This is a genomic window from Collinsella sp. CLA-SR-H006 (assembly GCF_040097075.1).
In the GTDB taxonomy this organism is placed as follows: Bacteria; Actinomycetota; Coriobacteriia; order Coriobacteriales; family Coriobacteriaceae; genus Collinsella.
The window spans coordinates 1-24,928 of record NZ_JBBNPD010000006.1 but is presented as its reverse complement, the minus strand read 5'-3'; the positions used below and the strand labels follow the sequence as shown (position 1 = coordinate 24,928).

Here is a 24,928-nt window from a genome sequence, read left to right as displayed (position 1 = left end):
AGGCCTTTTGCGTTGGGCGGTTGCTGTCGGTGGTGAACTAGAACAGGAAGCCGATGGCGATGAGGACGATGCTGACGATGAGCACGGCGATGTCCAGGCCCTTGATGGGGTAGCGCTTGTACGAGCTGGCGCGCGTACGCAGATAGAAGCCGCGCTGTTCTGCCGCCAAGGCTGTGGCATCGGTCTTGCCCACGCTCGAGATGAGCAGCGGCACGCACAGTGGCAACATGAGCTTAAGCTTCTTGATGGGGTTCTTGGTGTCGTACTCGACGCCGCGTGCGGTCTGCGCCTCCATGATGGCGTTCATCTCCTGACCAAACACCGGCACAAAGCGCAGCGCCGTGGTAAAGGTGAAGGCATAGCGATACGGTACGTGCAGCACCTCGACGCAGGCGTTGGCAAGGTCGTTGAGCTTGGTCACCATGAGCATGAGGATGAGTGGTAACGCCACACCCAGCAGGCGCAGGCAGGCCTTCGATCCTGTGATGAGGCCCGTGTCGGTGATAAAACCCCATACCACGTTGCCATCGCGCATAAAGGCCAGCTGGAGCACCAGCATGATAAGCGCGAGCGGAATCAGCAACTTGAGCAGCGAGAACAGACGGTCGACGACGCCGGCATAGGCACCCAGCGCAAGGGTGAGTGCCAAAAAGCCCAGCAGCGCCACGTAGGTGTCGGACAAGAAGATGCCGACGATGATGGCGGCAGCGAGGCCCAGTTTGACGACGGGATTCAGGCGATGCAGCAGCGTATCGCCCGGCATGTAGTCGATGACGTTAACCACGGTGGACCATCTCCTTGGTAATTCGAACGACATCGGTGACCTCGCTCACCTGCGCAAAAGCGGGCGAGACGGAAGATGCCAGACGGCGCGAGAGTTCAATAACCTGGGGAGGCTCCACGTAGGCACGCCGCATGAGATCGATGTTCGAGAATAGCTCGTGCGTGCGGCCGCGGTCGAGGATGCGACCGTCGGCCATTACCACAATGCGCTCGGCAAAATCCGAGACGACTTCCATATCGTGGCAGACCATGATAACGGCGCAACCGCGCTCGGCCATGGTGCGCACCGTTTCCATGACGGTCATGCACTCGCGGTAATCAAGGCCGCTCGTGGGCTCGTCGAGCACGACGATCTTGGGCTCAACCACTACGACGGAGGCAAGCGCCACCATTTGTCGCTGACCGCGCGAGAGCGAGAAGGGCGCCTCGTCGGCCGGCAAGCCAAAGCGGTCGATGACGAGCTGGGCGCGACGCAGCGCCTCGGCACGGTCGATGCCGGTAAGCTCCAGGCCAAAGGCGACCTCGTCGAGCACGGTGTCCTTGCAGATCTGGCGGTCGGGGTTTTGGAAGAGGGTCGCGACCTCGCGAGCGATGCGGCTCGTGGGAACGGCTGCGGTATCCAGTCCCGTGACGCGCACGCTGCCCGAGGCGGGCTTAAGCAGGCCTGTGAGCAGTTTGGTGAGCGTGGTCTTGCCGGCGCCGTTTTGGCCGACGATGCCCACGAGCTCGCCAGGATAGAGCGTCAGGCTAAGGTCGTGTACGGCGGCGCCGCCATTGGGATAGGCAAACTCAACATGGTCGAAGGTGAGTACGGGTTCGGCGTCCTTGGCATGAGGGCGCAACGACGGTGCATGCGGGGAACCGGCGGGCGCCTGGGCTTCGATAGCCGCGCGTGCGGGGTCGACGATGCCCGAAATCAGGCGCTCGGCCTCATCGACATCCAAGCAGGGGGTACCGCTTACCATGCCATCGGCCTCGAGGCTATTGAAGATACGCGTGACGCGAGGGCAGTCGACGCCGATGGCACGGAGCTCGTCGGTATGCGCGAAGACCTCGTGTGGCTCGCCCTGCAGCGCAATTTCGCCATGGTTGAGCACGAGCACGCGGTTGCAGTACTCCGAGAGCAGGGCGACCTTTTGCTCAACGACGACGATGGTGATTCCAAGTGCGCGGTTTGCCTCACGCAGCGTCTCGAAGACCAACGTGGAGCTGGCGGGGTCGAGTGCCGCGGTGGGCTCGTCGAGAACCAAGACGTGCGGGCGCATGGCGAGGATGGCGGCGATGGCTACCTTTTGCTTCTGTCCGCCCGAGAGCGTGGCGATCTCGCGGTCGCGCAGGTCGCTGATGCCGACGGTCTCGAGCGTTTCGCTCACGCGCTGCTCGATCTGGTCGTGGGGAACGCCAAAGTTCTCGAGGCCAAAGAGCATCTCGTCCTCGACGATCGAAGCGACCATCTGCGTGTCGATATCCTGTAGCACACTGCCGACGATTTGCGACACGTCGGTGAGCGAGACTTCGCAGGTGTCGTGGCCGTCGACCATGACGGACCCAAAGAACGTGCCGGTGTAGTGGTGGGGCACGGCGCCCGACAGGCAGGCGGCAAGCGTGGACTTGCCGGCGCCCGAGGGCCCGATGATGCCGATGAAATCTCCCTTGTTCACGCTGAGTGAGATGTGGCTGAGCGCCTGCTCGGTCTGCGTGCCATAGGAGAACGAGACATCGTCGACGTTGATGATCGTTTCCATGGATACCTTTCATAGTCATTGGGGACGTTCTTAAATGACCAGTCGTTTAAGAACGTCCCCAAAAGCTAGTCGTTTGGGACAGTCTTTACCGATGGCTCACTGTGGGTTAGTTGAGCTTCAGGGCCTTCTGGATGGGCAGGTAGAGGGCGCCGACCAGAATGGCGTTAAAGACGGCGGTCATGGCAACGACGGGCAGCATGGCGGCGGCGAGCTCGCCTACCACGCCGAGCATGGCCATCTTGATGACCATGAAGATGACGCCGGAGACAAAGGTGGTCAGGAAGGTTGCAACAATGGCGATGGCGGGCTTGACCTGACCGTTCTTGCCGGCGGCGTTGACGATGCCGGCCATGAGCATGGCGGCGATGCCCTCGGCGGCAAAATCGACGAACGGCGAAGTGGTGGTGATCTGGATCACGGCAGCCGAGATGAGGCCAATGACGAGCGCCTGACCGATGTTGGGGCGAACGACCAGAATGGTGAGGCAGAAGGCCGAGATGATGAACTCGGGGCTGATCATACCGCCCGAAATGCTCGAGACTGCCTTGCCGACGGTGAAGTTGAGGATGAAGCCGGCGGCGAGCAGGATGGCGAGCAGGACGAGGGCACGGACATCGAGTTTGCCGCGGTCGGCGGTCTGGACGGTGCGGGGCTGGGCGGTGGCGGTGGTGTTCTGAGACATGGTGAAAATCCTTTCAAAAAGGGGAGTGTAAGAGAAAAACGGAGGCGCGTGATGCGAATGCGATCGGGCTCGAGATAGAAAAAGGCCCCCGGTCGAAACCGGAGGCCTTCCAATCACCTAGAGCGCAAAAGCAGGCGTGAGGGACTCACTGTCGACCGATCGTATTCGCATCACGCCACCACCAGTTGTTGAGAGACTTCATCGTGTTCTTCATGTCGGTGGCTCCTTTCATGATGCCGTGGCGCGGTCGCACCTTGTTGCTGTTGCGCTGCACTATAGCACAGCAAAGTGTGTGCGGGGAAATCTTTTTTAAAAAGATTTCAGGCGGGTTTCCCGCCGGTCAAAAGAGCGGGCTGAGCGGGCGAGGCTGCCATTGCTGCCTTGTCCGCTCAGCTAAGACGTTACTCCTTATTGCGACGGTAGAGGAAGTAACCGCCCGCGGAGATGACGGCAACGCCAGCGATGGCGAATGCGGCCACCATGCGGCCATCAAAACGATCACCGGTGGTGGGCAGGCCGCCCTTGGTGTTCGTCTTGTTGGTGGTTACCGTGGTCGTGGTGTCCGACTTGCCAGGCTTCTCGGGCTTGGTGGTGGGCTGCTCGGGCTTAGCGGGCTGCTCGGGGGTACCGGGCTGCTCAGGAGTACCAGGCTGATCCGGGGTTACCGGGTCGGTGGCAAGAGCGTCCTTGGCGTAGGTGATGGACACCTTGAGGCCGTTGGTCTCGGTGTTCAGGTCGCTCGGGGTGAAGGGCTGGTCGAAGTTTTCGGCCTTCTGATAGGCGCGCATCTCCTGGAGCAGGGCCTTGCACTTCTTGTAGGTGTTCTCGGTAGCAGCCTTGCCGGCCTTGTTGGCCAGGGCAGTGCGGCCCTCGGTGGTCGTCTCGGCTAGCATGGCGGCGTCAACTTCCTTGTTCTGCTCGATGAGCTCGTTCTGGAGCGCATCGAGGTAGGCACGGACGCTGATACCAAGGGTGTCAGGGTTCTCAAAGCAGAGCGAGCTGATGTCCATGAGGACGTAGTTGATTGAGTTCTCGGGCTCCTCGTTGTACACGACGTCAGTCTGTTTGCAGTGATCGAAGGAGACGGTCTGATCGCTGAAGTACGGGCTGACCTCAGTTATCAGAGCGGAGTACAACGGGATGGCGACGGAGTACGCGGCGCGGGAGAGCATTTCCCACTGGATGGTAGCGACTTCGGGGTCATACCCGCGACGAATCTGGAAGAGGTTGATCTCGGTGTTGCGCTCGCTGCCGATGCAATAAACACCATCAGTGTTCGCGTTGAGGCCAGGGACGTTCTCGCCGCGGTTGCCGAAGGCGCGAATCAACTCGAAAGTGCTCCAACCAGACTTGCCAGGCTTGAAGAACAGGGGCTGGATTTCGCTGACCATGGCTCCCTTTTGGTCAGGTTTTCCTTTCTCCTTTACTGTGATAATGTCGTAATCTGTGCCTTCGGTCAGCTGACTACCAAAATAATCGCGGCCTTGCACATAGCGGGACCACTGGTTTACGCCGGAATCGGCGAGGCTTTCGCCATACGTTTGGGCGACATCGAATTTGCCGTCAGCGGAGTATTTGGCGAAACCCTTTTCTTCGGGCATGGATTGGATCTTTTCAGAGTGGAGGCAATTCTCGGTGTCATTGAGGTCGACATCGTAGTTGAGGCTCCCGATATTAGGGTTGAGCGACGCGACGTCGTCAGCGAGCTTCATGGCGATCCACTGATGGGCGGAAAGTGTGGCGAACAGCCAGGTCTCGTTGTTGTCGGCGATGATGATCTGGTCGTTGGTGCAGACGCCTTGATCATCGATCAGGCTGCCGAGGAGCTCGACGCCCTCGCGGGCCGTGGCGCTCTCGCCCAGGATGATGCTGCCGTAACTGTACTCGCCCAGACCCACTTCCTCATCGATGAGGTCTGCTGCAGCGGCCTCCTCGTTATAGGAGGTGCTTAGCGTGGCGGAGCAGGAGACGCCCTTCTCGTTGATGCCGGCCTCGGAGTAGGCGTCGGTGCGACCCATCCAGTTGGAGGGGTGGTCGCGTACATAGCTGTAGCGATAGGTAGGCTTGTTCGAAGTGTATTCAAAAGCAGATTCAATCGAGCTGTACTTAAAGCCGGGTTCGTGGGCAGGTTCGATGCCGTAGTGCTTAAGATAGCGCTTGCCAAAGTCCTCGGCGCGGCCGTAGTACGTGTTGCCGTCCGCCGTGAGCTTGCCGCCCATGTAGATCTGCGTGCAGGCGAGCGCAGACGTCGGCATGGACATGATGGTTGCAGCTCCAAAGGCGAGGCCTATGCCAAGCTTTTTGAGCGCGTTGACGGGGTGAGTTTTCCTCATTTTCCCTCCCAGCGTGCGAAAGCTCTCCGTTGCCAGAGAGCTTCAGCCAATAAAGACACCCCATTAGCGTAACGAACTGGAAACAATATTCATCTATGAAAGAAACTTACTCGATAAGCGTAATGAAATATGCGATGAGTGGTTACTTATACTCGGTTTGTAGCTTTACTTTAATAAAGACGTCCTGCAATTACATTACCTGAATAAAGCGCCTTGCACGGGGCGCAAAGAAAATCCCCCGCTGTTTGGCAAATGCATAAACAGCAGGGGAGACGATAATTGGATGAATATCATACCAATGTGGAATTACTTCTTCCGGCGGTGGATCACGTTGATCGCATAGCCGACGAGCATGGCCAAAACGATGATGATAAAGCCGAGCAGGGGATTGTCGTTCATAGGGTCCTCCTATTTTCCGAGCGGGGAGAATTCGTCGACGATGAGGTCGAGGCATTGCGGAAGCGCGCGGGCTCCAAAGACGCCCGAATTGCTGGAGATAATCTCGCCATCGAACTGCATGCCCAGCGACGGGGTGCAGGTGATCTTGGCTTCCTTGGTCTGGATGATCTTGAACTGCGGGCGGCCGAGTACCTTGCCGGCGGGGTCGAGTGCGGCGGTGATCACAGTCGGTAGAAGCTGCACAGTTTTTACGGGTTCGATGACCGCAATGTCGACCATGCCATCGTTCATACGGCAGTCGGGGAACAGGTTGATGTCGTTTTGGATGACCGAGGTGTTGCCGGCCATGCAGCAGATGCCGTCGAGCTCCTCGACAATGCCGTCATGCTCAATCGTAAAGTGCGCCACCGTGGGATTGGGCGTGGCGAGCGCGGAGAGGAAGTAAGCGATCTCGCCGATGTCGTTTTTGGTGGGGGCGGCCTTCATCATGATCTCGGCGTCGAAGCCCGAGCCGGCGATGATGATGAAGCCGTGGCGCTTCTCGTTGCCGTTCTCGTCGAGCCAAAAGAGCTCGCCCATGTCGACTTTGACCGTGCGACCGGCACGGCAGGCCTTGGCGAGCGCCGCCGCCTCGGGGGCATTGCCGATGTTGTTGAAGAACAGGCAGGCCGTACCGGAGGGGAAGACGAGCGTGGGGACACCGCATCCGCGCATCTGGTCGAGCACGTTGGAGACAGTGCCGTCGCCGCCCGAAACGACCACGCGGTCAAACTCGCGCACGTCTGCCACGGCGTCCTCGGGTTCCATGCCATCGCCGATAAAGCGCATCACGACCTCGTCGCCGCCCTGTGCAAGGGCGTGCGTGAATGCGAAGATTTCATCTGAGCTGGGGCCCGATGCCGGGTTGTGGATGATAAGGCAGCGCATACTTACGTTCCCGTTCTGTGACTAACCGAGTATAGTTGTAAGGCAATGCCGATATCCTACCCGTGTTTTTCGGGCCTAACCTTATTCGATGGGTTGATATGTACATTTCCACACATCAGGCTCTACTCGACTTTTGCCAGCGCGCCCGTGAGTTCGACGCGATTGCCGTCGATACCGAGTTTTTGCGCGAGCGCACGTTCCATCCGCGTCTATGTTTGGTTCAGATTGCCACCCCTGCTGAGAGCGTCGCGGTCGATCCCCTGGTAATCGACGACCTATCGCCGCTGGCCGAGCTTATGGCCGACGAGAGCGTGACCAAGGTCTTCCACGCGTGCTCGCAGGATATGGAGGTCATGCTCCATACCGTGGGCGTGCTGCCACGACCGATTTTCGATACGCAGGTCGCCGCCGCCTTTTTGGGCGAGCGCCAGCAGATTTCGTATGGCGCGCTTGTTCAGACGTTCTGCGGCGTATCGCTGCCCAAGACCGAGTCACTGACCGACTGGTCGCGCCGCCCGCTGACCGATAAGCAGATTGAGTATGCGATCGATGACGTCAAGTACCTGATCGTCGCCTATACCGAGATGATGAGCCGCCTGCGCGAGCTGGGCCGTGTGGACTGGGTGCTCGACGAGCTGCGCCCGCTGGCTGACGAGTCGCACTATCGCGCCGATCGCCACGAGGCGTTCCGCAAGGTCAAGCGCATCAATTCGTGCAGCCGTCATCAGCTGGGTATCGCGCGCGAGCTCGCCGCCTGGCGCGAGGACCGCGCCGAGCGGCGCAACATCCCACGCAAGTGGGTCATGTCCGACGACACGCTGCTAGCGCTCGTTAAGCGCAATCCCGTGCGCGTTGAGGAGTTCCGTAGCATTCGCGGTACCGATCAATTGGGGGAGCGCGACGTGGACGGTGCGCTCATGGCCATCAAGCGCGGTGCGAGCTGTCCGCACGATCGCCTGCCGCTCTTGGTGCGCGGACATCGTCAGATTTCGCCGGAGCTGGAGAGCGTGACTGACCTTATGTATGCGCTTATCCGCCTGGTTGCCGAGCGCTCAGGCGTTGCGACCTCGGTCATTGCCTCGCGCGATGACCTGGCCGACTACATTGAGCATCCCGAGCAGAGCCGCCTGCGCGAAGGTTGGCGCTTTGAGCTTGTGGGCTCGCGCCTGGACGATCTGCTTTCCGGCAATATGGGGTTGACGGTGAAGGACGGCAAAATCGAGCTCCTGTAGGGAAGCCTAGCCGGTTGAGTGGGTAAAATGCCTCCAACGTGTAACTCGACTCGGAGGAATTCGCATGCCTTATTACTATGGATACGGCTTTGGCATCGACCCGCTGTACCTGCTGGTTGTTCTTGTCTGCACGGTGCTTGGCCTTGCCGCACAGAACTATATCAACTCGACGTACAAAACCTGGTCCAAGGTTCGCTCGGACGGCGATACGGGTGCCACAGTCGCTCGCCGCATGCTCGATGCCAACGGTTGTAGCGCCGTGGGTATCAAGGGTGTCGCTGGCGAGCTCACCGACCATTACAACCCGCAGGACAACAACCTGTATCTGTCGGATGCCAACCGTTCGGGCGGTTCGGTCGCAAGCGTTGCCGTCGCCTGCCACGAGGCGGGCCATGCCGCCCAGCGTCAAAGCGGCTATGCCATGATGAAAGTGCGTACCGCCCTCGTGCCGGTCGTCAACTTTACCCAGAACACCTGGACCATCGTGTTACTCTTGGGCCTGTTTATGAACATTGCCGGGCTCACGACCCTCGCGTTGATCTTCTTCTCGTTTAGTGTGCTGTTCCAACTCGTTACGTTGCCTGTCGAGATTGACGCCAGCCGACGTGCTGTGGCGTACATCGAGCAGTCGGGCATGAGCTCCAAGCAGGTCAACGGCGCCAAGAAGGTACTGACGGCAGCCGCGCTTACCTATGTGGCTGCAGCGCTCACTTCGATCATTCAGTTGCTCTACCTTATGGCTCGCTACAACAGAAACTCCAACCGATAACAAATGGGACAGGCAGGCGCCGCGGGGATTCGTGTCCTCGCGGCGCTGTACTATGTGTTGGACTTAATTTCGCACGGGGCCGGAGCCTCTGTGCTCGATAACGAAAGGAGGCTGCGTGGCAGGCTGGAACCTAACCGGTAATGCCGTTTCCGCCGAGTTCGACGGTTCGGACGAGCAAGAGCGCAAGGAGCTCAGCGTGAGCCAGGCGGTGGAGATCGCCGCCGGTGCGCTCGATGCCATTCCGCAGCTGAGCGTCTTGGGCGAGGTCACGGGTTTTCGTGGTCCTAACGCCCGAAGCGGCCACTGCTATTTCCAGATCAAGGACGATTCGGCCGCCGTTGACTGCATCATTTGGAAGGGTGCCTATCTCAAGCGCACGTTCGATCTGCGCGACGGTATGCAGGTGAGCTTTAAGGGCAGCTTCAATCTCTATAAGGCCACGGGCCGCATGAGCTTTGTCGCTCGCTCGTTTTCGCTGGCGGGGGAGGGTCTGCTGCGTCAACAAGTGGCGCAACTGGCCGAAAAGCTACGCCGCGAGGGCCTGATGGACGAAGCGCGCAAGCGCCGCATCCCGGTGTTCTGCTCCCGCGTGGCGGTCGTCACCTCGCTTTCGGGTGCCGTAATCGACGACGTCAAGCGCACATTGCGTCGTCGCAACCCGCTCGTCGAGCTCGTCTGCGTGGGCGCCAAGGTTCAAGGCGAGGGTGCGCCGGCCGAGCTTATTGAGGGCCTGCGCCGTGCCGCCGCCATCACGCCGGCGCCCGACTGCATCTTGCTGGTGCGCGGCGGCGGCTCCTTTGAGGACCTCATGACCTTTAATGACGAGGAGCTTGCCCGTGCGGTGGCGGCTTGTCCTGTGCCCGTGGTGACCGGCATTGGCCATGAGCCCGATACCTCGATTTGCGACATGGTGAGCGACCGCCGCGCCTCCACGCCCACGGCGGCGGCAGAATCGGTGGCGCCGGCTATGACGGAGTTGGCCGACGTGCTCGAGGCGCGCCACCAGCGTCTGGGTGCCGCGATGGCATCGATGATTGGGTCGAATCAGGTTGATCTGGAGATGCTCGACCAGCGCGGTCGCCGCGCCTGGGATACCTATACGGCCCGCTTGGGCGATGCGCTCGATGCGGCTGCGTGCCGCCCGTGCCTCAACGACCCAACGTTTATGGTCGAGCGTCGCGAATCGGAGCTTGCGCTGACTGCCGATCGCCTGTCGGGCGCCATAGTACGTTCGGTCGGGACATTCCGCTCCAACTTTGAGCGCCTGCCCGAGCGTCTGGTTGCAAGCACCTCGGGGCTCGATGGTAAGCGCCATGCGCTCGCGCTTGCGAGTTCCCGTCTGGAGCATCAGGGGCGCACGATGCTCAACAAGCCCGCGTCCGACCTGGGCCGTGCGGCAGCCTCACTCGATGCCCTGTCGCCGCTCAAGGTGCTTGCTCGCGGCTATTCCATCGCGTACAGCGATGATGGTGTGGCCACGAGCGCCAAGACCTTTAAGCCCGGCGACGCCATCCGCGTGCGCATGGCAGACGGCAACGTGGCGGCAACGGTCGATACGGTCGAGTAGGCCGCGTTTCATAGCGATAAACCTCTAGGAAAGGAAACAGATATGGCAGAGAAAACCCCGGTCGAGCAGCTTACGTACAAGCAGGCTTCGCAGGAGTTGGAGCTCATCATCCGTAGCTTGGAGTCGGGCGATATGGAGCTCGAGGAGTCGCTCGAGAGCTATACCCGCGGCGTAGAGCTCCTCAAGAGCCTGCGCACCCGCCTGTCCGATGCCGAGCAGAAGGTCTCGGTGCTTCTTAAGGACGTCGACGGCAACGACGTGCTCGCCGATGGCGAAGCCGCCAACACCGACGACAACCTCTCGTTCTAACCATCCCGACCAAATATAATTACCTTGGCCTGTGAGAAAGGAACCAACCATGTGCGATTGCATCTTCTGCAAAATTGCCAACCACGAGATCCCCTCGACCGTTGTCTATGAGGACGACCAGGTCATCGCCTTCGACGACCTCAATCCCCAGGCGCCGGTCCATACGCTCGTGATCCCCAAGAAGCACTACAGTGACATCGCCGACAACGTACCTGCCGAGACCATGGGCGCCATGGCTCACGCCATCCAGGAGGTCGCTAAGGCCAAGGGCTTGGAGGACGGTTTCCGCGTCATCTCCAACAAGGGCGTCAACGCCGGCCAGACCGTCATGCACTTCCACATGCACGTTCTCGGTGGCAAGAACCTGGGCGAGAACCTCATCTGAGGGCGCTTTTTCCTTGCAATGAAACGGAAGCTCAAGCACCGATAACTTATATATCAACGCAATAAACCCGAGCGCGAGGGCGTTTGGGTTTATTATTAAAGCGTATGTAACCTGGCGGCGCCACACCGCCTGTTAGTAGGGAGACACATGAACGTTCTGGTCGTCAACGCAGGATCTTCGACCCTTAAGTATCAGGTCATCGATACCAAGTCCCACAAGGTGTCCGCAAAGGGCTCCTGCGAGCGCGTCTGCTTTACCGGCGGTACCTTCACCCACGCTGCCAACGGTTCCAAGAAGGTGACCGAGAACATCGAGTTCCCCGACCACAAGGTCGCCATCGAGGTCGTCCTGAAGGACCTTGAGGCCAACGGCGTCAAGATCGAGGGCATCGGCCACCGTATCGTTCAGGGCGGTTGGTACTTTGGTGATTCCTCCCTCGTCGACGAGGACGTCCTCGCCAAGATTCGCGAGGTCGCCCCGCTGGCGCCGCTGCACAACAACCCCGAGGCCAACGTTATCGAGTACTGCCTGGAGCAGTATCCCGATCTGCCCAACGTCACGGTCTACGACACCGCTTTCCACTTCAACATGCCCGAGGTCGCCAAGACCTACGCCCTTCCCAAGGATGTTTGCGACAAGCTGCACATCCGTAAGTACGGCGCCCACGGCACCAGCTACCGCTACATCTCCAAGAAGGTCGCCGAGATGACCAACGGCGAGGCCCGCAAGGTCGTCGTGTGCCACATCGGCTCCGGTGCCTCCCTGTGCGCCATCGAGGACGGCAAGTGCATGGACACCACCATGGGCCTCACCCCGCTCGACGGCGTCATGATGGGCACCCGCTGCGGCTCCATCGACCCGGCTACCGTGTGCTACCTGCAGCGCGAGGGCGGCTACACCTTCGACGAGGTCGACGAGATGATGAACAAGAAGTCCGGCCTTTTGGCTGTGACCGGCGGCAAGACCAACGACTGCCGCAATGTCGAGGAGCTCGCCGCTGCTGGTGACCCTGAGGCTCAGCTCGCCTTCGATATGTTCGTCTACAAGATTGCCGCCAAGGCTGCCGAGATGGCCACTTCCATGTGCGGCATGGACACGCTGGTCTTCACCGCCGGCATCGGTGAGCACGCTCCGGCCGTTCGCGCCGGCGTTGCCGACCGTCTGGCCTTTATGGGCGTCAAGATGGACCATGCCCGTAACGCCCTGCGTGGCGACGGCGCTTGGTGCCTGTCTGCCAAGGATTCCAAGGTCAAGATCTTCGTCATTCCCACGGACGAGGAGTTCATGATCGCTTCTGACGTCGAGCGCATCGTCAACGGCAAGTAATTGCAAGAGGGGAGGGGCTGGACGACCGAGCGCCGTTCGGCCCCTCTTTTGTGCTCGTTGGGCGATATGCTTGATAGCTATTTATCAAGTTGTGATAACTTCTTATTAAAATGCGGCCGCCTTAAGGGGTCTGCGTCGACCGTATTGCACTGCAAAGGAGTCTCATGAACGTACTTGTTGTCAACGCCGGCAGCTCAAGCCTTAAATATCAGCTTTTGGATACCGTTACCCGCGAGGTTTTCGCCAAGGGCAACTGCGAACGTATCGGTTCGGACATGGGCATCTTTGGCCACTCCGAGAACGGTGGCGCCAAGCAGACCGAGGAGGTCCCTTTCCCCGATCATCGCTCTGCTATCGCTCGTGTGCTCGAGGAGCTCGAGAAGACCGACTTTACGATTGATGGCATTGGGCATCGCATCGTTCAGGGCGGCTGGCACTTCGATGATTCCGCGGTCGTCGACGACGAGGTCATGGCCAAGATTCTCGAGGTGGCACCGCTTGCTCCGCTGCACAACTACGGCGAGGCCGCGGCGATTGAGTATTGCCGTGAGAAGTATCCGGAGCTGCCCAACGTGGCGGTCTTCGACACCTCGTTCCACATGACCATGCCCGAGGTCGCCTATACCTACGCGCTGCCCAAGGACGTGTGCGACAAGTACCACGTGCGCAAGTACGGCGCCCACGGCACGAGCCACCGCTATGAGTGGATGATGGCCAAGGAGATCCTGGGTTCGCGCTGCCACCGTCTGCTTTCGTGCCATTTGGGTAACGGTGCTTCGCTTGCTGCTATCGAGGACGGCGTGTGCCGCGACACCACGATGGGCCTCACGCCGCTTGACGGTCTGATGATGGGTACCCGCTGCGGTTCCATTGACCCGGCTACCGTATGCTACCTGCAGCGCGAGGGCGGTTACAACTACCGGGAAGTCGACGACATGATGAACAAGCAGTCCGGCCTGCTTGCCATTTCGGGTATCTCCAACGACGCCCGCGACATCCGCACGCGCGCCTCCGAGGGCGATGAGCGCTGCCTGCTTGCCTTCGATATGTTCGCATACAAGGCCATGCAGCAGGCCGGTTCCATGATCGCTTCCATGGCGGGCGTGGACACCATCACCTTTACCGCCGGCATCGGCGAGAACGATTGGTCGATCCGCAAGGCCTTCTGCGACTGCTTTGAGTGGCTGGGCGTACGCATCGACAACAACAAGAACCGCGAGGCTGTGGGCAACGGCCCGCAGGTCATCAGCGCCGCCGGTTCCGCCGTCACGGTCATGGTCATCCCCACTGACGAGGAATACATGATCGCCCACGACGTCGAGCGCCTGACCAAGAACAACTAACGCGCGCATTTGCAAGTAAACGAAAGGCCTCCAGAGCAACAGCTCCGGAGGCCTTTTTACTAGCAGGTGGACGGCGGAAACCCCATCCCATTTCGAGCGCAAATACTGGGACACGCTTTCCGGTTGAGGCACGTTGCGGAAAGTGCGACCCACAATAAAGCAAAATTCCGTCCCAAAGTTTCCCAAACAGGCCCCAAGCGGAAGCCACATCCCACAATCCGCCTCCAAACTGGGATGTAGTTTCCGGCACAACAACCGCCGAAGCCCACCGGCCTTTCAATCTCCAAAGTGATCATCATCAGCAACGCCTGCGCTCCCAGCAACGGCACCCATCCATTCAGATTTTCAGCTCCAGCTCGTAGCCAAGCCGCCGTCCACCCCGGATTCTCTGATTGCTACGTGGCGGCAGGGACCCTACAGGGTAAAGCTCTGAAAATATTCCGCAGGACGCATGAAACCCCCGCCGCACGAAGTGCGCAGCGGGGGTTTCATGCATGTCCGAGGACGTTTTCAGAGCTTTACCCTGTAGGGTCCCGAGGGGATATGTCCGCTACTCAGCCATCTGGGCCTGGACGGCGGTGATGGCCACGACACCCACGATGTCGTCGGCAGAGCAGCCGCGCGAAAGGTCGTTAACCGGCTTGGCGATGCCCTGCAGGATGGGGCCGTAAGCGTCGGCACCGGCGAAGCGCTGGACAAGCTTGTAGCCGATGTTGCCGGCCTCGAGGTCGGGGAACACGAGCACGTTGGCCTTGCCGGCGACGGAGGAGCCGGGGGCCTTGAGCTGGGCGACGGTGGGGACGATAGCGGCGTCGAGCTGCAGGTCGCCATCGATGGCGAGCTCGGGAGCCTTCTCCTTGCAGAACTTCACGGCCTCCTGGACCTTCTTGGCGACCTCGCCGCCGGCGGAGCCCATGGTGGAGTAGGAGAGCATGGCCACGTGCGGCTCGACGTTGCCCATGAAGGTGGACCAGGAGTGAGCGGAAGCGATGGCGATCTCAGAGAGCTCGTCGGAGGACGGGTTGATGTTAAGGCCGCAGTCGGCGAAGATCAGCGTGCCGTCGGTGCCGAACTGCGGGGTGTCGGTGCACATCACGAAGAAGGCCGAGACCAGCTTGGTGCCCGGGGCGGTCTTGAGGATCTGCAGCGCGGGGCGCAGGGTGTCGGCGGTGGAGTGGCAGGCGCCGGAGACCAGGCCGTCGGCATCGCCCATCTTGACCATCATGGTGCCAAAGTAGGTAGCGTCCATCACCTGGGCGCGAGCCTGCTCGATGGTGACACCCTTCTTGGCGCGGAGCTCGGCAAACTTCTGCGCGTACTCCTCGTGCTTCTCGGCATTGCGCGGGTCGATGACGGTAGCGCCGGGAACGTTAATCTCGTCGGGGTTGCCCAGGATGACGATCTTGGCCAGGCCCTCCTCGATAATCTTGGTGGCTGCGACGATGGTGCGCGGATCCTCGCCCTCGGGCAGGACGATCGTCTTAAGGTCGGCCTTGGCGGCAGACTTCATACGGTTTAGGAAATCGCTCATGTTACTCCTTACAAGCGTTTCGCTAAGCTCCAGGCCCTCGGCTGTACACGAATAAACCCGCTGCTAGCGGGTTTACCTTTCAATAATGTACGCCGCGGTGCTTGAGCTTTCCTTGTGTGGTAAGCTCATTATAGGACGCATTAGCGCTATAATCGCTCTGATAAATATGTCTCGACGTATGTTCGAGAAAAAGCCCAGTTAAAAAGCGTGTGGCTTTTGACAAGGAGTATCGATGCAGATTACCTCAGGCCTGCCTGAAGGCTTTAATGCCGGTGCGTACGACATGATCGTTGTCGGCGCCGGTTATGCCGGTGCCGTTTGCGCCCGCCGTCTTGCCGAAACTATCGGCTATCGTGTTGCCGTTTTGGAACGCCGTAGCCACATTGCGGGCAATGCCTTCGACTGCACTGACGAGGCGGGAATCCTGGTCCACGAGTATGGTCCGCACATCTACCATACCTTTAACGAGCGCGTCCACAATTTCCTGTCGCGCTTTACCAAGTGGACGGACTACCAGCACAAGGTGCTCGCCAACATCAACGGTACCCTTATGCCCGTGCCCTTTAACCATACGAGCCTCAAGCTCGCCTTTGGCGATGAGCGCGGCGAGGAGCTGTATCAGAAGCTCGTGGAGACCTTTGGCAAGGACGTCAAGGTGCCCATTATGGAGCTGCGTAAGAAGAACGACCCGGATCTTGCCGAGGTCGCCGATTACGTCTACGAGAACGTCTTTTTGCATTACACCATGAAGCAGTGGGGCCAGACACCCGATCAAATCGACCCCTCGATCACCGGCCGCGTCCCCGTCTTTGTGGGCGATGACGATCGCTACTTCCCGCAGGCTCCTTTCCAGGGCATGCCGCAGGACGGCTATACCGCGCTGTTCGAGCATATGCTCGATCACGATCTGATTGATGTGTTCTGCGACGTGGACGCCCGCGACCTCTTTGAAATCGACGAGACCACCGTCAAGATTGACGGCAAGGTCTATGGTGGTGAGATCGTCTACACCGGTCCGCTCGACGAGCTGTTCAACCTCGACCTGGGCGCGCTGCCGTACCGCACGCTCGATATGAAGTTCGAGACGCTCGATATGGACCAGTTCCAGCCCGTGGGCACCGTCAACTACACTACGAGCGAGGACTACACGCGTATCACCGAGTTCAAGAACATGACCGGTCAGGTCCTGCCCGGCAAGACCACCATTATGAAGGAGTACTCCAAGGCCTATACGCCCGGCTCGGGCGAGACCCCGTACTACGCTATCCTGGAGCCCGAGAACCGTGAGCTCTACGAGCGCTATCTTGAGCGCGTCCAGAACCTGACGAACTTCCACCCGGTGGGTCGTCTGGCCGAGTATCGTTACTACGATATGGACGCCGTGACCAATTCCGCCCTCGATCTTTCGGATGAGATTATCGCCTGCCATGCATAAAGTCATAACATTCGGTATTCCCTCGTATAACGCCGCCAAGGACATGGACCATTGCATCACCTCCATCTTGGAGGGGAGCAATTACGCCACCGATATCGAGATTATCGTGGTGGACGACGGCTCCAAGGACGAGACGGCCGCCAAGGCTGACGAGTGGGAGGCCCGTTATCCCGGTATCATCCGCGCGGTTCACCAGGAGAACGGCGGCCACGGTATTGCCGTCCTTTCGGGTCTGCGTGAGGCGCAGGGCACCTACTACAAGGTTGTCGACTCGGACGACTGGCTCGACGGTGCGGCGCTTTCGACCATGCTGTCGATTCTGCGTGGCTTTGAGGAGCGCGACCAGCGCGTCGACCTGTTTATCTCGAACTACGTGTACGAGAAGGTTTACGAGGGCACGCATACCGCTATTGGCTACAAGTTTGCCCTGCCGCGCAAAAAGATTTTCTCTTGGGACCAGATCGGACACTTCCGTCCCGATCAGAACCTGCTCATGCACAGTCTGTGCTATCGCACCGATGTGCTGCGCGAGTCCAATCTGCCTATGCCGGCACACACGTTCTACGTGGATAATATCTACGCATACGTGCCGCTGCCGCGCTGCAAGACCATGTACTACGCCGACATCGACCTCTATCGCTACTTTATCGGTCGCGAGGGCCAGAGCGTCAATGAGGCCACGATGGTCAAGCGTCTGGGTCAGCAGTTCCGCGTAACGCGCATCATGATGGAATCGTTCCACCTGTACCAGGACGTTGAGTCCTCGCGTCTGCGTTCGTACATGATGGGCTACTTCACCATGATGATGGCCATTTGTTCGGTGCTCACCAAACTTTCCGAGGAAGATTGCGCCGATGAGCGCCTGAAGACGCTGTGGAAGGACCTGAAGGAGTACGACGAGCGCATGTATCGTCGCGCTCGCTACGGCGTGGTCGGATTCTTTACCAACCTGCGTGGACGGGCCGGAGACAAAACCACACTCGGCCTATACCATCTTGCCTCAAAGATCTTCAAATTCAACTAACTGCTGAGTAATCGCTGCTGATAGGTTGACTGGGCCCCTTGGCCTTTAGTTTGCTACTGCGAACAGTCCTGCTCGCACGGAAAGCACATTAAGTGCTTTCCGGCTCGTGCGGAACTTGTATCAAACTAAAGGCCAAGGGGCCTCTGCTATAAGAATCGATTGTCAGGCTGCCTGAATTTGAAGATCTTAGACGCGCGGTACACAGGGGCCTGGGCTGAAAAGACTTGGTTGGTAGGTTGCCCGGTGGGGCTTGGTTATGTTTGTCGCGAGTTCCGCACGAGCCGAAGAGCACTTAATGTGCTCTTCGTGCGAGCCAGGACTGTAGAGCAGCAAACATAACCAAGCCCCACCGGGCAACCGGTCAGGTTAGGCTACTTTGCGGCACCCGGGATGCCGTGGGAGGTTTTGGCGGTTTTGGCTCCGTTTACGATGGCGGTTTCCAGGGCCCTTACGGCGAGCATGCCCAGCAGGTCTAGGGGAACGGCGGCGCTTGCCTGGGCACCCAGTTTGCCGCTGGCGAGGGTGTAGATGGTGTCGCCGTCATTGGTGGTGTGTGTGGGGCGGATGGCGTGCGCATAGGCGTCTGCTGCCATCTGGGAGACCTTGGTGGCCTGGGCCTTGGTGAGCTCAACGTTGGTGATGATGCAGCTGATGGTGGTGTTGGTGCGGTCGAGCGGCATCTGCATGGAGCCGGCGGCGGCAAGGGCGGCGAGCTCCATGTCGACGATCTGGTCGCTATCGGCTGCGGCGCGCATGCCGGCAACCCACTCGCCGGTGAAGGGGTCGATAACATTGCCGCAGGCGTTGACCGAAACCACGGCGCCTACCTTAACGGGACCGAGCGCCACGGCGGCAGCGCCAAGGCCGGCCTTCATGCAGGTGGCGGGCCCCATGAGTTTTCCGACGGTGGCACCCGTGCCGGCGCCCACATTGCCCTGCTCGAGTGTTGCGGGGGTATTGTCGAGCGCCTCGCGCACGGCGGCGATGCCGGCCTCAATGTCGGGGCGCACGGTGGGGTTACCAAAGGCGAGGTCGAAGATACAGCTGGAGCACACGATAGGCACCTGCGTGGGGCCGACGGGAAGGCCGATGCCGCGGCTCTCAAGCTCGCGAGCGACGCCGCTTGCAGCCTCGAGGCCAAAGGCCGATCCACCCGAAAGGCAGACGGCGTGGACCTTGTCGACGGTGTTCTCGGGTCGCAGCAGGTCGGTTTCGCGCGATGCTGGAGCACCGCCGCGAACGTCAACGCCGCCGGTGGCGCCCTCGGGTGCCACGATTACGGTGCAACCGGTGCCGGCCTCCTCGTCCGTATAGTTGCCATAGCAAAAGCCATCGACATCGCAGACGTCAATGGCCTCGAGCAGTGTATCCATGTTTAACTCCTATCGGTTTTCCGCCGCGCCTTGTGCCCGGTCGGGATCCGTACGGTACGCCAAAATTGTAGGCGCCGGGGGATACCCAGCGCCAGATGCAATTACGAGAGTTTTTGAATCGCGCGCGCGACGCGGGCGATGGGTAGGCCCACCACGTTATAGAAGTCGCCCGAAATATCGTGCACGAGCATGCGTCCTCCTGTGCCCTGAATGCCGTAGGCGCCGGCCTTGTCCATGGGCTCACCCGAGGCGACGTAGTGCTCGATCTGCTCGTCGGTGAGCTCGTAGAACGTCACGTCGGTCACATCGACAAAGGACAGGCTTTCGGCGGCATGCGGGGCGGCCGTATCGCCTGCCTTAACGATGCAGACGCCGGTTGCGACCTGGTGCGTGCGGCCCGAAAGCTCACGGAGCATAGTGCGCGCCTCGTCCTCGGTTGCCGGCTTGCCCAGAATCTTGCCGTCAAAGGTGACGATGGTGTCGGCCGCGACCGTCAGCTCATTGGGCTCGGCATACTCGGCAGCAACGGCAGCCGCCTTGGCGCGTGCCAAGCGCTCGACAAGCGTGAGCGGGGCCTCGCCATCAAAGGGCGTTTCGTCGATATCCGCGGGAATCACGCGAATGTTGTAGCCTGCCTCGCGCATCAGCTCTATGCGGCGCGGCGATTGCGAAGCCAAAATCATAGTTGGATGCCCTCGGCGACCTTCTCGACGGCCTTGTCGCCGGCGAGCGTGCGCAGCAGCTCCAATGCAAAGGGGAGGGACTGTGCCATGCCGCTGGCAGTGATGATGTTGCCGTCTTGCGTGACCTTCTCGCCGGTATAGGCGCCTTCGGGGAAGCTTTTCTCAAAGCCAGGGAAGCACGTGGCATGGCGCCCCTCGAGCAGGTCGAGCTCGCCCAGGATAAACGGGGCGGCGCAGATGGCGGCGACGTGCTTGGTTGCGGCGAACTCGCAGACCACGTCGCAGACGCGCTGATCTGCGCGCAGGTTGGTGGCACCGGGCAGGCCGCCGGGCAGCACGACGCAGTCGTACTCGTCAAAGTTGATCTCATCAAAGAGCGCATCGCAGGTCACGGGGATCTGCAGCGAGCTTACGACCTCGCGCGTGGGCATGATCGAGACGAGCGTGGCACGCACGCCGCCGCGACGCATGACATCGACCATGGTCAAGCATTCAATAGTTTCAAAGCCATCGGCGGCGAGAACGGCAACGCTGGGCATGAGGGTTCCTTTCATAGGCGGCATACAATTAGCCGTCTTATACCCCGAAGACCTCCGCTTGCCACGCTCGATTTCCCAATGATTTTCTGAGCAATGATTAAGCGGCTAGTTGCGCCTAAGGTGGACGACGGTCTCGCAGTGGAAGGTTTGTGGGAACAGGTCGACTGGCGTGATCTTTACGGGGGAGAAGGTGCCTTCTTCGACAAAGCGTTTGAGATCGCGCGCCAGGGTGGCCGGGTCGCAGCTCACGTAGGCGACATCGCGGGCACTCGTGCTGGCGATAAGGCCGATCGCCTCGGGGGCGAGGCCTGCGCGCGGCGGGTCGACCACCAAGATGTCGGCATCCTGGTCGGGGAACTCGCGCACCGCGTCTCCGCCAATGACGTCGACGTTATCAAGCTTGTTGATTTCCAGGTTACGGCGTAGATCGCGCACGGCGGGGCCGTAGGCCTCGACGGCAGCGACAAAGTCGCAGCGGCGGGCGAGCGGCAGGGTAAAGGTGCCGGCACCGCAGTACAGGTCCACGGCAAGCTCGTCTTCCTGCGGGTCGAGCGCTTCCATGACAAGATCGATCAAAATCTCGGCACCCTTGGTGTTGACCTGGAAAAAAGACGGGGCAGACAAGCGCATCTGATCCTCGGCGATATTCTCGGTCCATGAGCCCTCTCCGGCGAGCATTTCGACCTTGGAGACACGGCGGGCCTTCTTTTCGCCCTTGCTCATCACGCGTACGATGCTCGTAGGATGAGCGGCGTCCGCCAGCACGCGGGAGACCTGCGAGCGCGGAAAAGAGCCTGTGGGCGTCCAGAGTGCGACCTCGAGTGCCTTGGTGCGGCGCGATGCGCGAATGCCCACGCGTTCGAGCCCCAAGTCATGGCTGCCGCTTAGATAGTTGAGTGCGCCGACGACCGATTTGAGTGCCTTCGGGAAGCGCTTATCGAACAGCGGACACATATCGACGGTCACGATTTTGCTGGGGTCGACACCGTGCATGCCAAGGCGCACGCGACCGTTGACGACGGTCGGTTTGAGCTCGATTTTATTGCGGTAGCCCCAGTCGTCCTTGGTGTGGCAGATGGGCTGTACCAACTCATCTGCCAGCTCAGGAGCGAACTTGCCGATGCGCTCGAGCGTGGAGCGCAGGTTTTGCTCCTTGGCGGCGAGCTGTGCCGTGCGTGAGAGATTGCCCCACGAGCAGCCGCCGCAGATGCCCACGAAGGGGCAGGGAGGCTGAATGCGATTGGGGCTTGGCTCCAGAATCTCGGTGGTGCGGGCGCGCATGAATGACTTGCCGTCCTGTACGACCTCGGCCTCGACGGTGTCGCCTGCCACGGCACCCTGCACAAAGACGGCCTTGCCGTTGTCGGCGTGCGCCAGCCCGTCGGCGCCGTAGGTCATCGATTCTATAGTGAGCTTCATATTCCTGCCTGTCATTCGCGTTGTTGTTCGCACCATGGTAGCAGGGAAAAGCGCCCCGCATCCGAGGCTTTCCTCAAATGCGGGGCGCTTCTACAAACTGCTTCTACAAACGACTATTTCGTCTTGCCGGTAATGAGCGTCTTAAGACCCAGGCCGATCAGACCCAGGCCCATGCGCACGCGGCCGGGGCGATGGCGCTCGATGGCCTTGGTCTTGCCAGCGGGCTTATCGCGACGGGCGCTCGTCTCGGGTGCGGGCTTGGTGACCTGCGGATCGGGCTGAGGTGCAGGTGCAGGCTCGGGCTCAATGACGGTCGCCTGGACCTCTTGGACCTTGGGTGCTACTGGCTGCGGCTCGGCCTCGGAGGCAGGTTCCGCCTCAATGACGGGCTCGGGCGCGGCCTCGGCGTTGCGATAGGCGCGCTCCAGCAGGGCTTCCTGTGAGTTGAAGGGTTTCTCACCCTCTGCACGCTCCACGGGGACCCAGGTGCCGTCGCTCGTGAGGCTGCGGGCCTTCACGTTGTCGCGCAGCTGCATGCCCATGTACTCGTGCACCAGGGCGCGGCAGGTGGGGTCGAGCACGGGGAAGGCAATCTCCACGCGGTGCTCGGTGTTGCGCGTCATCATGTCTGCCGAGCTCAGGTAAATCATGTCCGAGTCCACGCCGAAAGCATAGACGCGCGCGTGCTCCAAAAAGCGTCCGACGATGGAGCGGACATGCACGTTCTCGGTCTTGCCCGGAACACCGGGCTTGAGGCACGAGATGCCTCGGATGATCATGTCTACGCGCACGCCGGCACACGATGCCTCGGCGATCTTGTCGATAACCTCGCGGTCGGTCAGCGAGTTGAGCTTAAAGAACACGCGGGCGGGCTCGCCGGCAAGGGCGCGCTGGATCTCGCGGTCAAGCCCGCGCATGATGAGCGGTTTCAGTCCGACGGGCGCCACACCCAGGAAGCGGTAGTCGCCGCGCAGGTTGCCCAGCGACAGGTTGCGGAAGAACAGGTTGGCGTCCTCGCCGATGCCGGGATGGGCTGTCATGAGCATAAAGTCGCTGTAGAGTTTGGCCGTCTTCTCGTTAAAGTTGCCGGTGCCCAAAAGTGTGAGGCGCGTTAGCGCCATGCCCTCGCGATAGGTGAGCTGGCAGATCTTTGAGTGGCATTTAAAGCCCTCGGAACCATAGATGACGGTGCAGCCGGCCTCTTCCAGGCGCTCGGCCCACTCGATGTTGTTCTGCTCGTCAAAGCGTGCGCGGAGCTCCATGAGCACCGTGACCTCTTTGCCGTTCTCGGCAGCATCGATCAGCGACTCGCATAGGCGGCTCTGCTTGGCCACGCGGTAGAGCGTGATGCGCAACGAGATGCACTCGGGGTCGTAGGCTGCTTCGTGCACCAGGTCCAAGAACGGGTTCATGGCCTCGTAAGGGTAGAAGAGCAGCTTGTCGTGCTGCAGCACCTGCTCGCGGATGGAGCGGGTCATGTCGATGGTGGGATTGGGCTGCGGCTTAAACGGCGTAAAGAGCAGCTCGTTGCGCAGGTGCTCGGGAATCTTGCCCTCAATGCCAAAGACGTAGCCCAGGTTGAGCGGGATATCGCAGGTAAAGACCGAGCGACGCGAAAGCTCGAGCGCCTTGCGGATAGTCTTGAGCGTCGCCTTCTCGAGCGATCCCGAGACCGCGAGCACTACCGGCTGCAGGCGCAGGCGCTTCTTGAGAATGCGCTTCATGTGCTGGCGGTAGTCCTCTTCCTCCTCGACGCCCTCGCCGTCCGGATCGATGTCAGCGTTGCGGGTGGCGCGGATCAGCGCACGATCCAGCGGCTTATAGGAGCCAAAGCAGCTGTCCAGGCAGGCGAGGATGACGTCCTCGAGCAAGATGTAGGAGTAGGTGCCGGTGGGCGAGGGGATCTCGACCACGCGGTTCATCGAGGCGGGAATCTCGATAAGGCCCAGCAGGCTCTCCTCGTCGGTGGCACCGTCCAGACCACAGGCCAGATAGAGCGCGCCATTGCGCAGGTTGGGGAAGGGGTGGCGAGGATCGATGACCAGCGGCGAGATGACCGGTGACACGTAGGCCTGGAAGTAGCGGGTTACAAAGGTGCGCTCCTCGGGCGTAAGCGAATCGATGCGGGCGCGGTGAACGCCCAAGGTGTCGAGCTTGCCCTCGATGCTCTTAAAGATGGACTCCCAACGGGTAAGGAGCCCGGGCATTTCGGCCATGACAGCATCGACCTGTTCGGAGGCGGTCATATTGCTCTTGTTGTCGACAGGTTGCTTTTTGAGCTCTGCCAGATCGGACAGGCCGCCCACGCGCACCATGAGAAACTCGTCGAGGTTAGACTCGAAAATCGATACGAACTTTAGACGCTCGAACAGCGGAACGGTCTCATCGAAGGCTTCGTCAAGCACACGGTTGTCAAAGCGTAGCCAGCTGAGCTCTCGGTTCTGCGTGTACGAGAAGTCGCGAGGCGGTTTGCGCAGCTTTGCGGCGGCTTGCTTTTTTTCGATTTTGCTCGGCATATGCATCTGTCCGTTCAGTCCCCGCAGGGGACGGTAGCCTAACCCTATTCACTATTGTCTCAATTTAGTCGACTTGTGGCACGGACGTATTGTGCGAACGGTATCTTTACCTACTTCTTACGCTGACAAGTCATAGGACTGACGCCCTGCTCGTCTGCAAGCGGTCTATATCCTCACTCAACTGGTACGTAAGTGTGAATAAGAATGATGGATAGCTGAATATCATTGAATGCAGGCGGAAACGTAAACAAACATCATTTATATACATAAAACCGATTTAGCTATGCAATTCTGAATCAAAAGTTTAGAGATGCAATTGCAAATAGTTTTTAGGAAAAAAGAGCGTTTACCTTAGAAAAGTTACTTTAGAACGCCGAAGTACATTATGGGGGAATCTCATGCGATATACCGTTCATCGCACTTTGTTGACCGTTCGGGGGCGAGGTGGAATTGCGGGTGGAATTTGGATATAACTAGAGCTGTCAGCAAGCAGCGTCCGCTATGGAAGGGCGCTGAGAGATTCGGCCGAAAGGCCCGAAAGAAAGGTAGGAGGCCATGACGAAAGGTCTGCACGTGCCTTCCGAGATCGGCAAGCTCAGGAAGGTCTG

General features: G+C 60.0%; 20 protein-coding genes. 9 read left to right on the top strand and 11 right to left on the bottom strand.

The features are described 5' to 3' along the window. Nucleotides 1-37: 37 nt before the first annotated feature. The 5 genes from AAA069_RS04700 to AAA069_RS04680 form a co-directional block, all read right to left on the bottom strand. Complete coding sequence (locus AAA069_RS04700) at nucleotides 38-784, bottom strand: energy-coupling factor transporter transmembrane component T (protein WP_349105280.1); 747 nt, start codon at nucleotides 782-784, stop codon at nucleotides 38-40. Next, nucleotides 777-2,528: an energy-coupling factor transporter ATPase gene (locus AAA069_RS04695; RefSeq protein WP_349127692.1), complete on the bottom strand. Its 1,752-nt coding sequence runs from the start codon at nucleotides 2,526-2,528 to the stop codon at nucleotides 777-779. The genes AAA069_RS04700 and AAA069_RS04695 overlap by 8 nt, the downstream gene beginning before the upstream one ends. 106 nt (nucleotides 2,529-2,634) lie before the next feature. Continuing rightward, complete coding sequence (locus AAA069_RS04690; RefSeq protein ID WP_347478283.1) at nucleotides 2,635-3,210, bottom strand: hypothetical protein; 576 nt, start codon at nucleotides 3,208-3,210, stop codon at nucleotides 2,635-2,637. A 401-nt stretch (nucleotides 3,211-3,611) separates the two neighbouring features. Then, nucleotides 3,612-5,543 (bottom strand): C69 family dipeptidase, encoded by a 1,932-nt coding sequence (locus AAA069_RS04685; protein ID WP_138339782.1) that lies wholly within the window; start codon nucleotides 5,541-5,543, stop codon nucleotides 3,612-3,614. 408 nt (nucleotides 5,544-5,951) lie between these two features. Then, complete coding sequence (locus tag AAA069_RS04680; protein ID WP_138339781.1) at nucleotides 5,952-6,869, bottom strand: diacylglycerol kinase family protein; 918 nt, start codon at nucleotides 6,867-6,869, stop codon at nucleotides 5,952-5,954. Between the two features lie 98 nt (nucleotides 6,870-6,967). Here AAA069_RS04680 and rnd point away from each other — a divergent pair, with 98 nt between their 5' ends. The 7 genes from rnd (at nucleotide 6,968) to AAA069_RS04645 (ending at nucleotide 13,800) form a co-directional block, all read left to right on the top strand. Beyond that, complete coding sequence (gene rnd, locus AAA069_RS04675; protein WP_148345575.1) at nucleotides 6,968-8,101, top strand: ribonuclease D; 1,134 nt, start codon at nucleotides 6,968-6,970, stop codon at nucleotides 8,099-8,101. Nucleotides 8,102-8,165: 64 nt separating this feature from the next. Then, a complete protein-coding gene (locus AAA069_RS04670) occupies nucleotides 8,166-8,870 on the top strand; it encodes a zinc metallopeptidase (RefSeq protein WP_006234314.1) in 705 nt (234 codons plus the stop codon). A 115-nt stretch (nucleotides 8,871-8,985) separates the two neighbouring features. After that, on the top strand, nucleotides 8,986-10,437 hold the full coding sequence (xseA, locus tag AAA069_RS04665) for an exodeoxyribonuclease VII large subunit (RefSeq protein WP_349127691.1): 1,452 nt from the start codon (nucleotides 8,986-8,988) through the stop codon (nucleotides 10,435-10,437). Nucleotides 10,438-10,479: 42 nt separating this feature from the next. Further along, complete coding sequence (gene xseB / locus AAA069_RS04660) at nucleotides 10,480-10,746, top strand: exodeoxyribonuclease VII small subunit (RefSeq protein ID WP_006234311.1); 267 nt, start codon at nucleotides 10,480-10,482, stop codon at nucleotides 10,744-10,746. 49 nt (nucleotides 10,747-10,795) lie between these two features. Further along, entirely contained in the window at nucleotides 10,796-11,131 is a 336-nt protein-coding gene (locus AAA069_RS04655; RefSeq protein ID WP_035137921.1) for a histidine triad nucleotide-binding protein, read from the top strand. A 147-nt stretch (nucleotides 11,132-11,278) separates the two neighbouring features. Next, a complete protein-coding gene (locus AAA069_RS04650) occupies nucleotides 11,279-12,457 on the top strand; it encodes an acetate kinase (protein ID WP_006234305.1) in 1,179 nt (392 codons plus the stop codon). 164 nt (nucleotides 12,458-12,621) lie between these two features. Continuing rightward, nucleotides 12,622-13,800 carry an acetate kinase gene (locus AAA069_RS04645; RefSeq protein WP_349127690.1) on the top strand — a complete coding sequence of 393 codons (1,179 nt, stop codon included), beginning with the start codon at nucleotides 12,622-12,624 and terminating at the stop codon, nucleotides 13,798-13,800. Between the two features lie 550 nt (nucleotides 13,801-14,350). Here AAA069_RS04645 and pta read toward each other — a convergent pair. Then, nucleotides 14,351-15,331 (bottom strand): phosphate acetyltransferase, encoded by a 981-nt coding sequence (pta, locus tag AAA069_RS04640; protein WP_006234296.1) that lies wholly within the window; start codon nucleotides 15,329-15,331, stop codon nucleotides 14,351-14,353. 232 nt (nucleotides 15,332-15,563) lie between these two features. Between pta and glf the strand changes: the two genes are divergently transcribed. Together glf and AAA069_RS04630 are read left to right on the top strand one after the other, a co-directional pair. Continuing rightward, on the top strand, nucleotides 15,564-16,766 hold the full coding sequence (gene glf, locus AAA069_RS04635; protein ID WP_349127689.1) for a UDP-galactopyranose mutase: 1,203 nt from the start codon (nucleotides 15,564-15,566) through the stop codon (nucleotides 16,764-16,766). Beyond that, nucleotides 16,759-17,790, top strand: a complete 1,032-nt coding sequence (locus AAA069_RS04630; protein WP_215673854.1) for a glycosyltransferase family 2 protein — start codon at nucleotides 16,759-16,761, stop codon at nucleotides 17,788-17,790. The genes glf and AAA069_RS04630 overlap by 8 nt, the downstream gene beginning before the upstream one ends. 371 nt (nucleotides 17,791-18,161) lie before the next feature. Here AAA069_RS04630 and AAA069_RS04625 read toward each other — a convergent pair whose 3' ends face one another. From AAA069_RS04625 to ppk1, 5 genes are all read right to left on the bottom strand, one after another. After that, on the bottom strand, nucleotides 18,162-19,163 hold the full coding sequence (locus tag AAA069_RS04625; RefSeq protein WP_349127688.1) for a P1 family peptidase: 1,002 nt from the start codon (nucleotides 19,161-19,163) through the stop codon (nucleotides 18,162-18,164). A gap of 101 nt (nucleotides 19,164-19,264) precedes the next feature. Then, nucleotides 19,265-19,846 (bottom strand): Maf family protein, encoded by a 582-nt coding sequence (locus AAA069_RS04620; RefSeq protein WP_055309802.1) that lies wholly within the window; start codon nucleotides 19,844-19,846, stop codon nucleotides 19,265-19,267. Beyond that, nucleotides 19,843-20,385, bottom strand: a complete 543-nt coding sequence (locus tag AAA069_RS04615) for a DJ-1 family glyoxalase III (protein ID WP_055287259.1) — start codon at nucleotides 20,383-20,385, stop codon at nucleotides 19,843-19,845. The genes AAA069_RS04620 and AAA069_RS04615 overlap by 4 nt, the downstream gene beginning before the upstream one ends. Nucleotides 20,386-20,490: 105 nt before the next feature. After that, nucleotides 20,491-21,819 carry a 23S rRNA (uracil(1939)-C(5))-methyltransferase RlmD gene (gene rlmD, locus AAA069_RS04610; protein WP_349127687.1) on the bottom strand — a complete coding sequence of 443 codons (1,329 nt, stop codon included), beginning with the start codon at nucleotides 21,817-21,819 and terminating at the stop codon, nucleotides 20,491-20,493. A gap of 98 nt (nucleotides 21,820-21,917) precedes the next feature. Then, entirely contained in the window at nucleotides 21,918-24,320 is a 2,403-nt protein-coding gene (gene ppk1, locus AAA069_RS04605; RefSeq protein ID WP_349127686.1) for a polyphosphate kinase 1, read from the bottom strand. Between the last annotated feature and the right edge of the window lie 608 nt (nucleotides 24,321-24,928).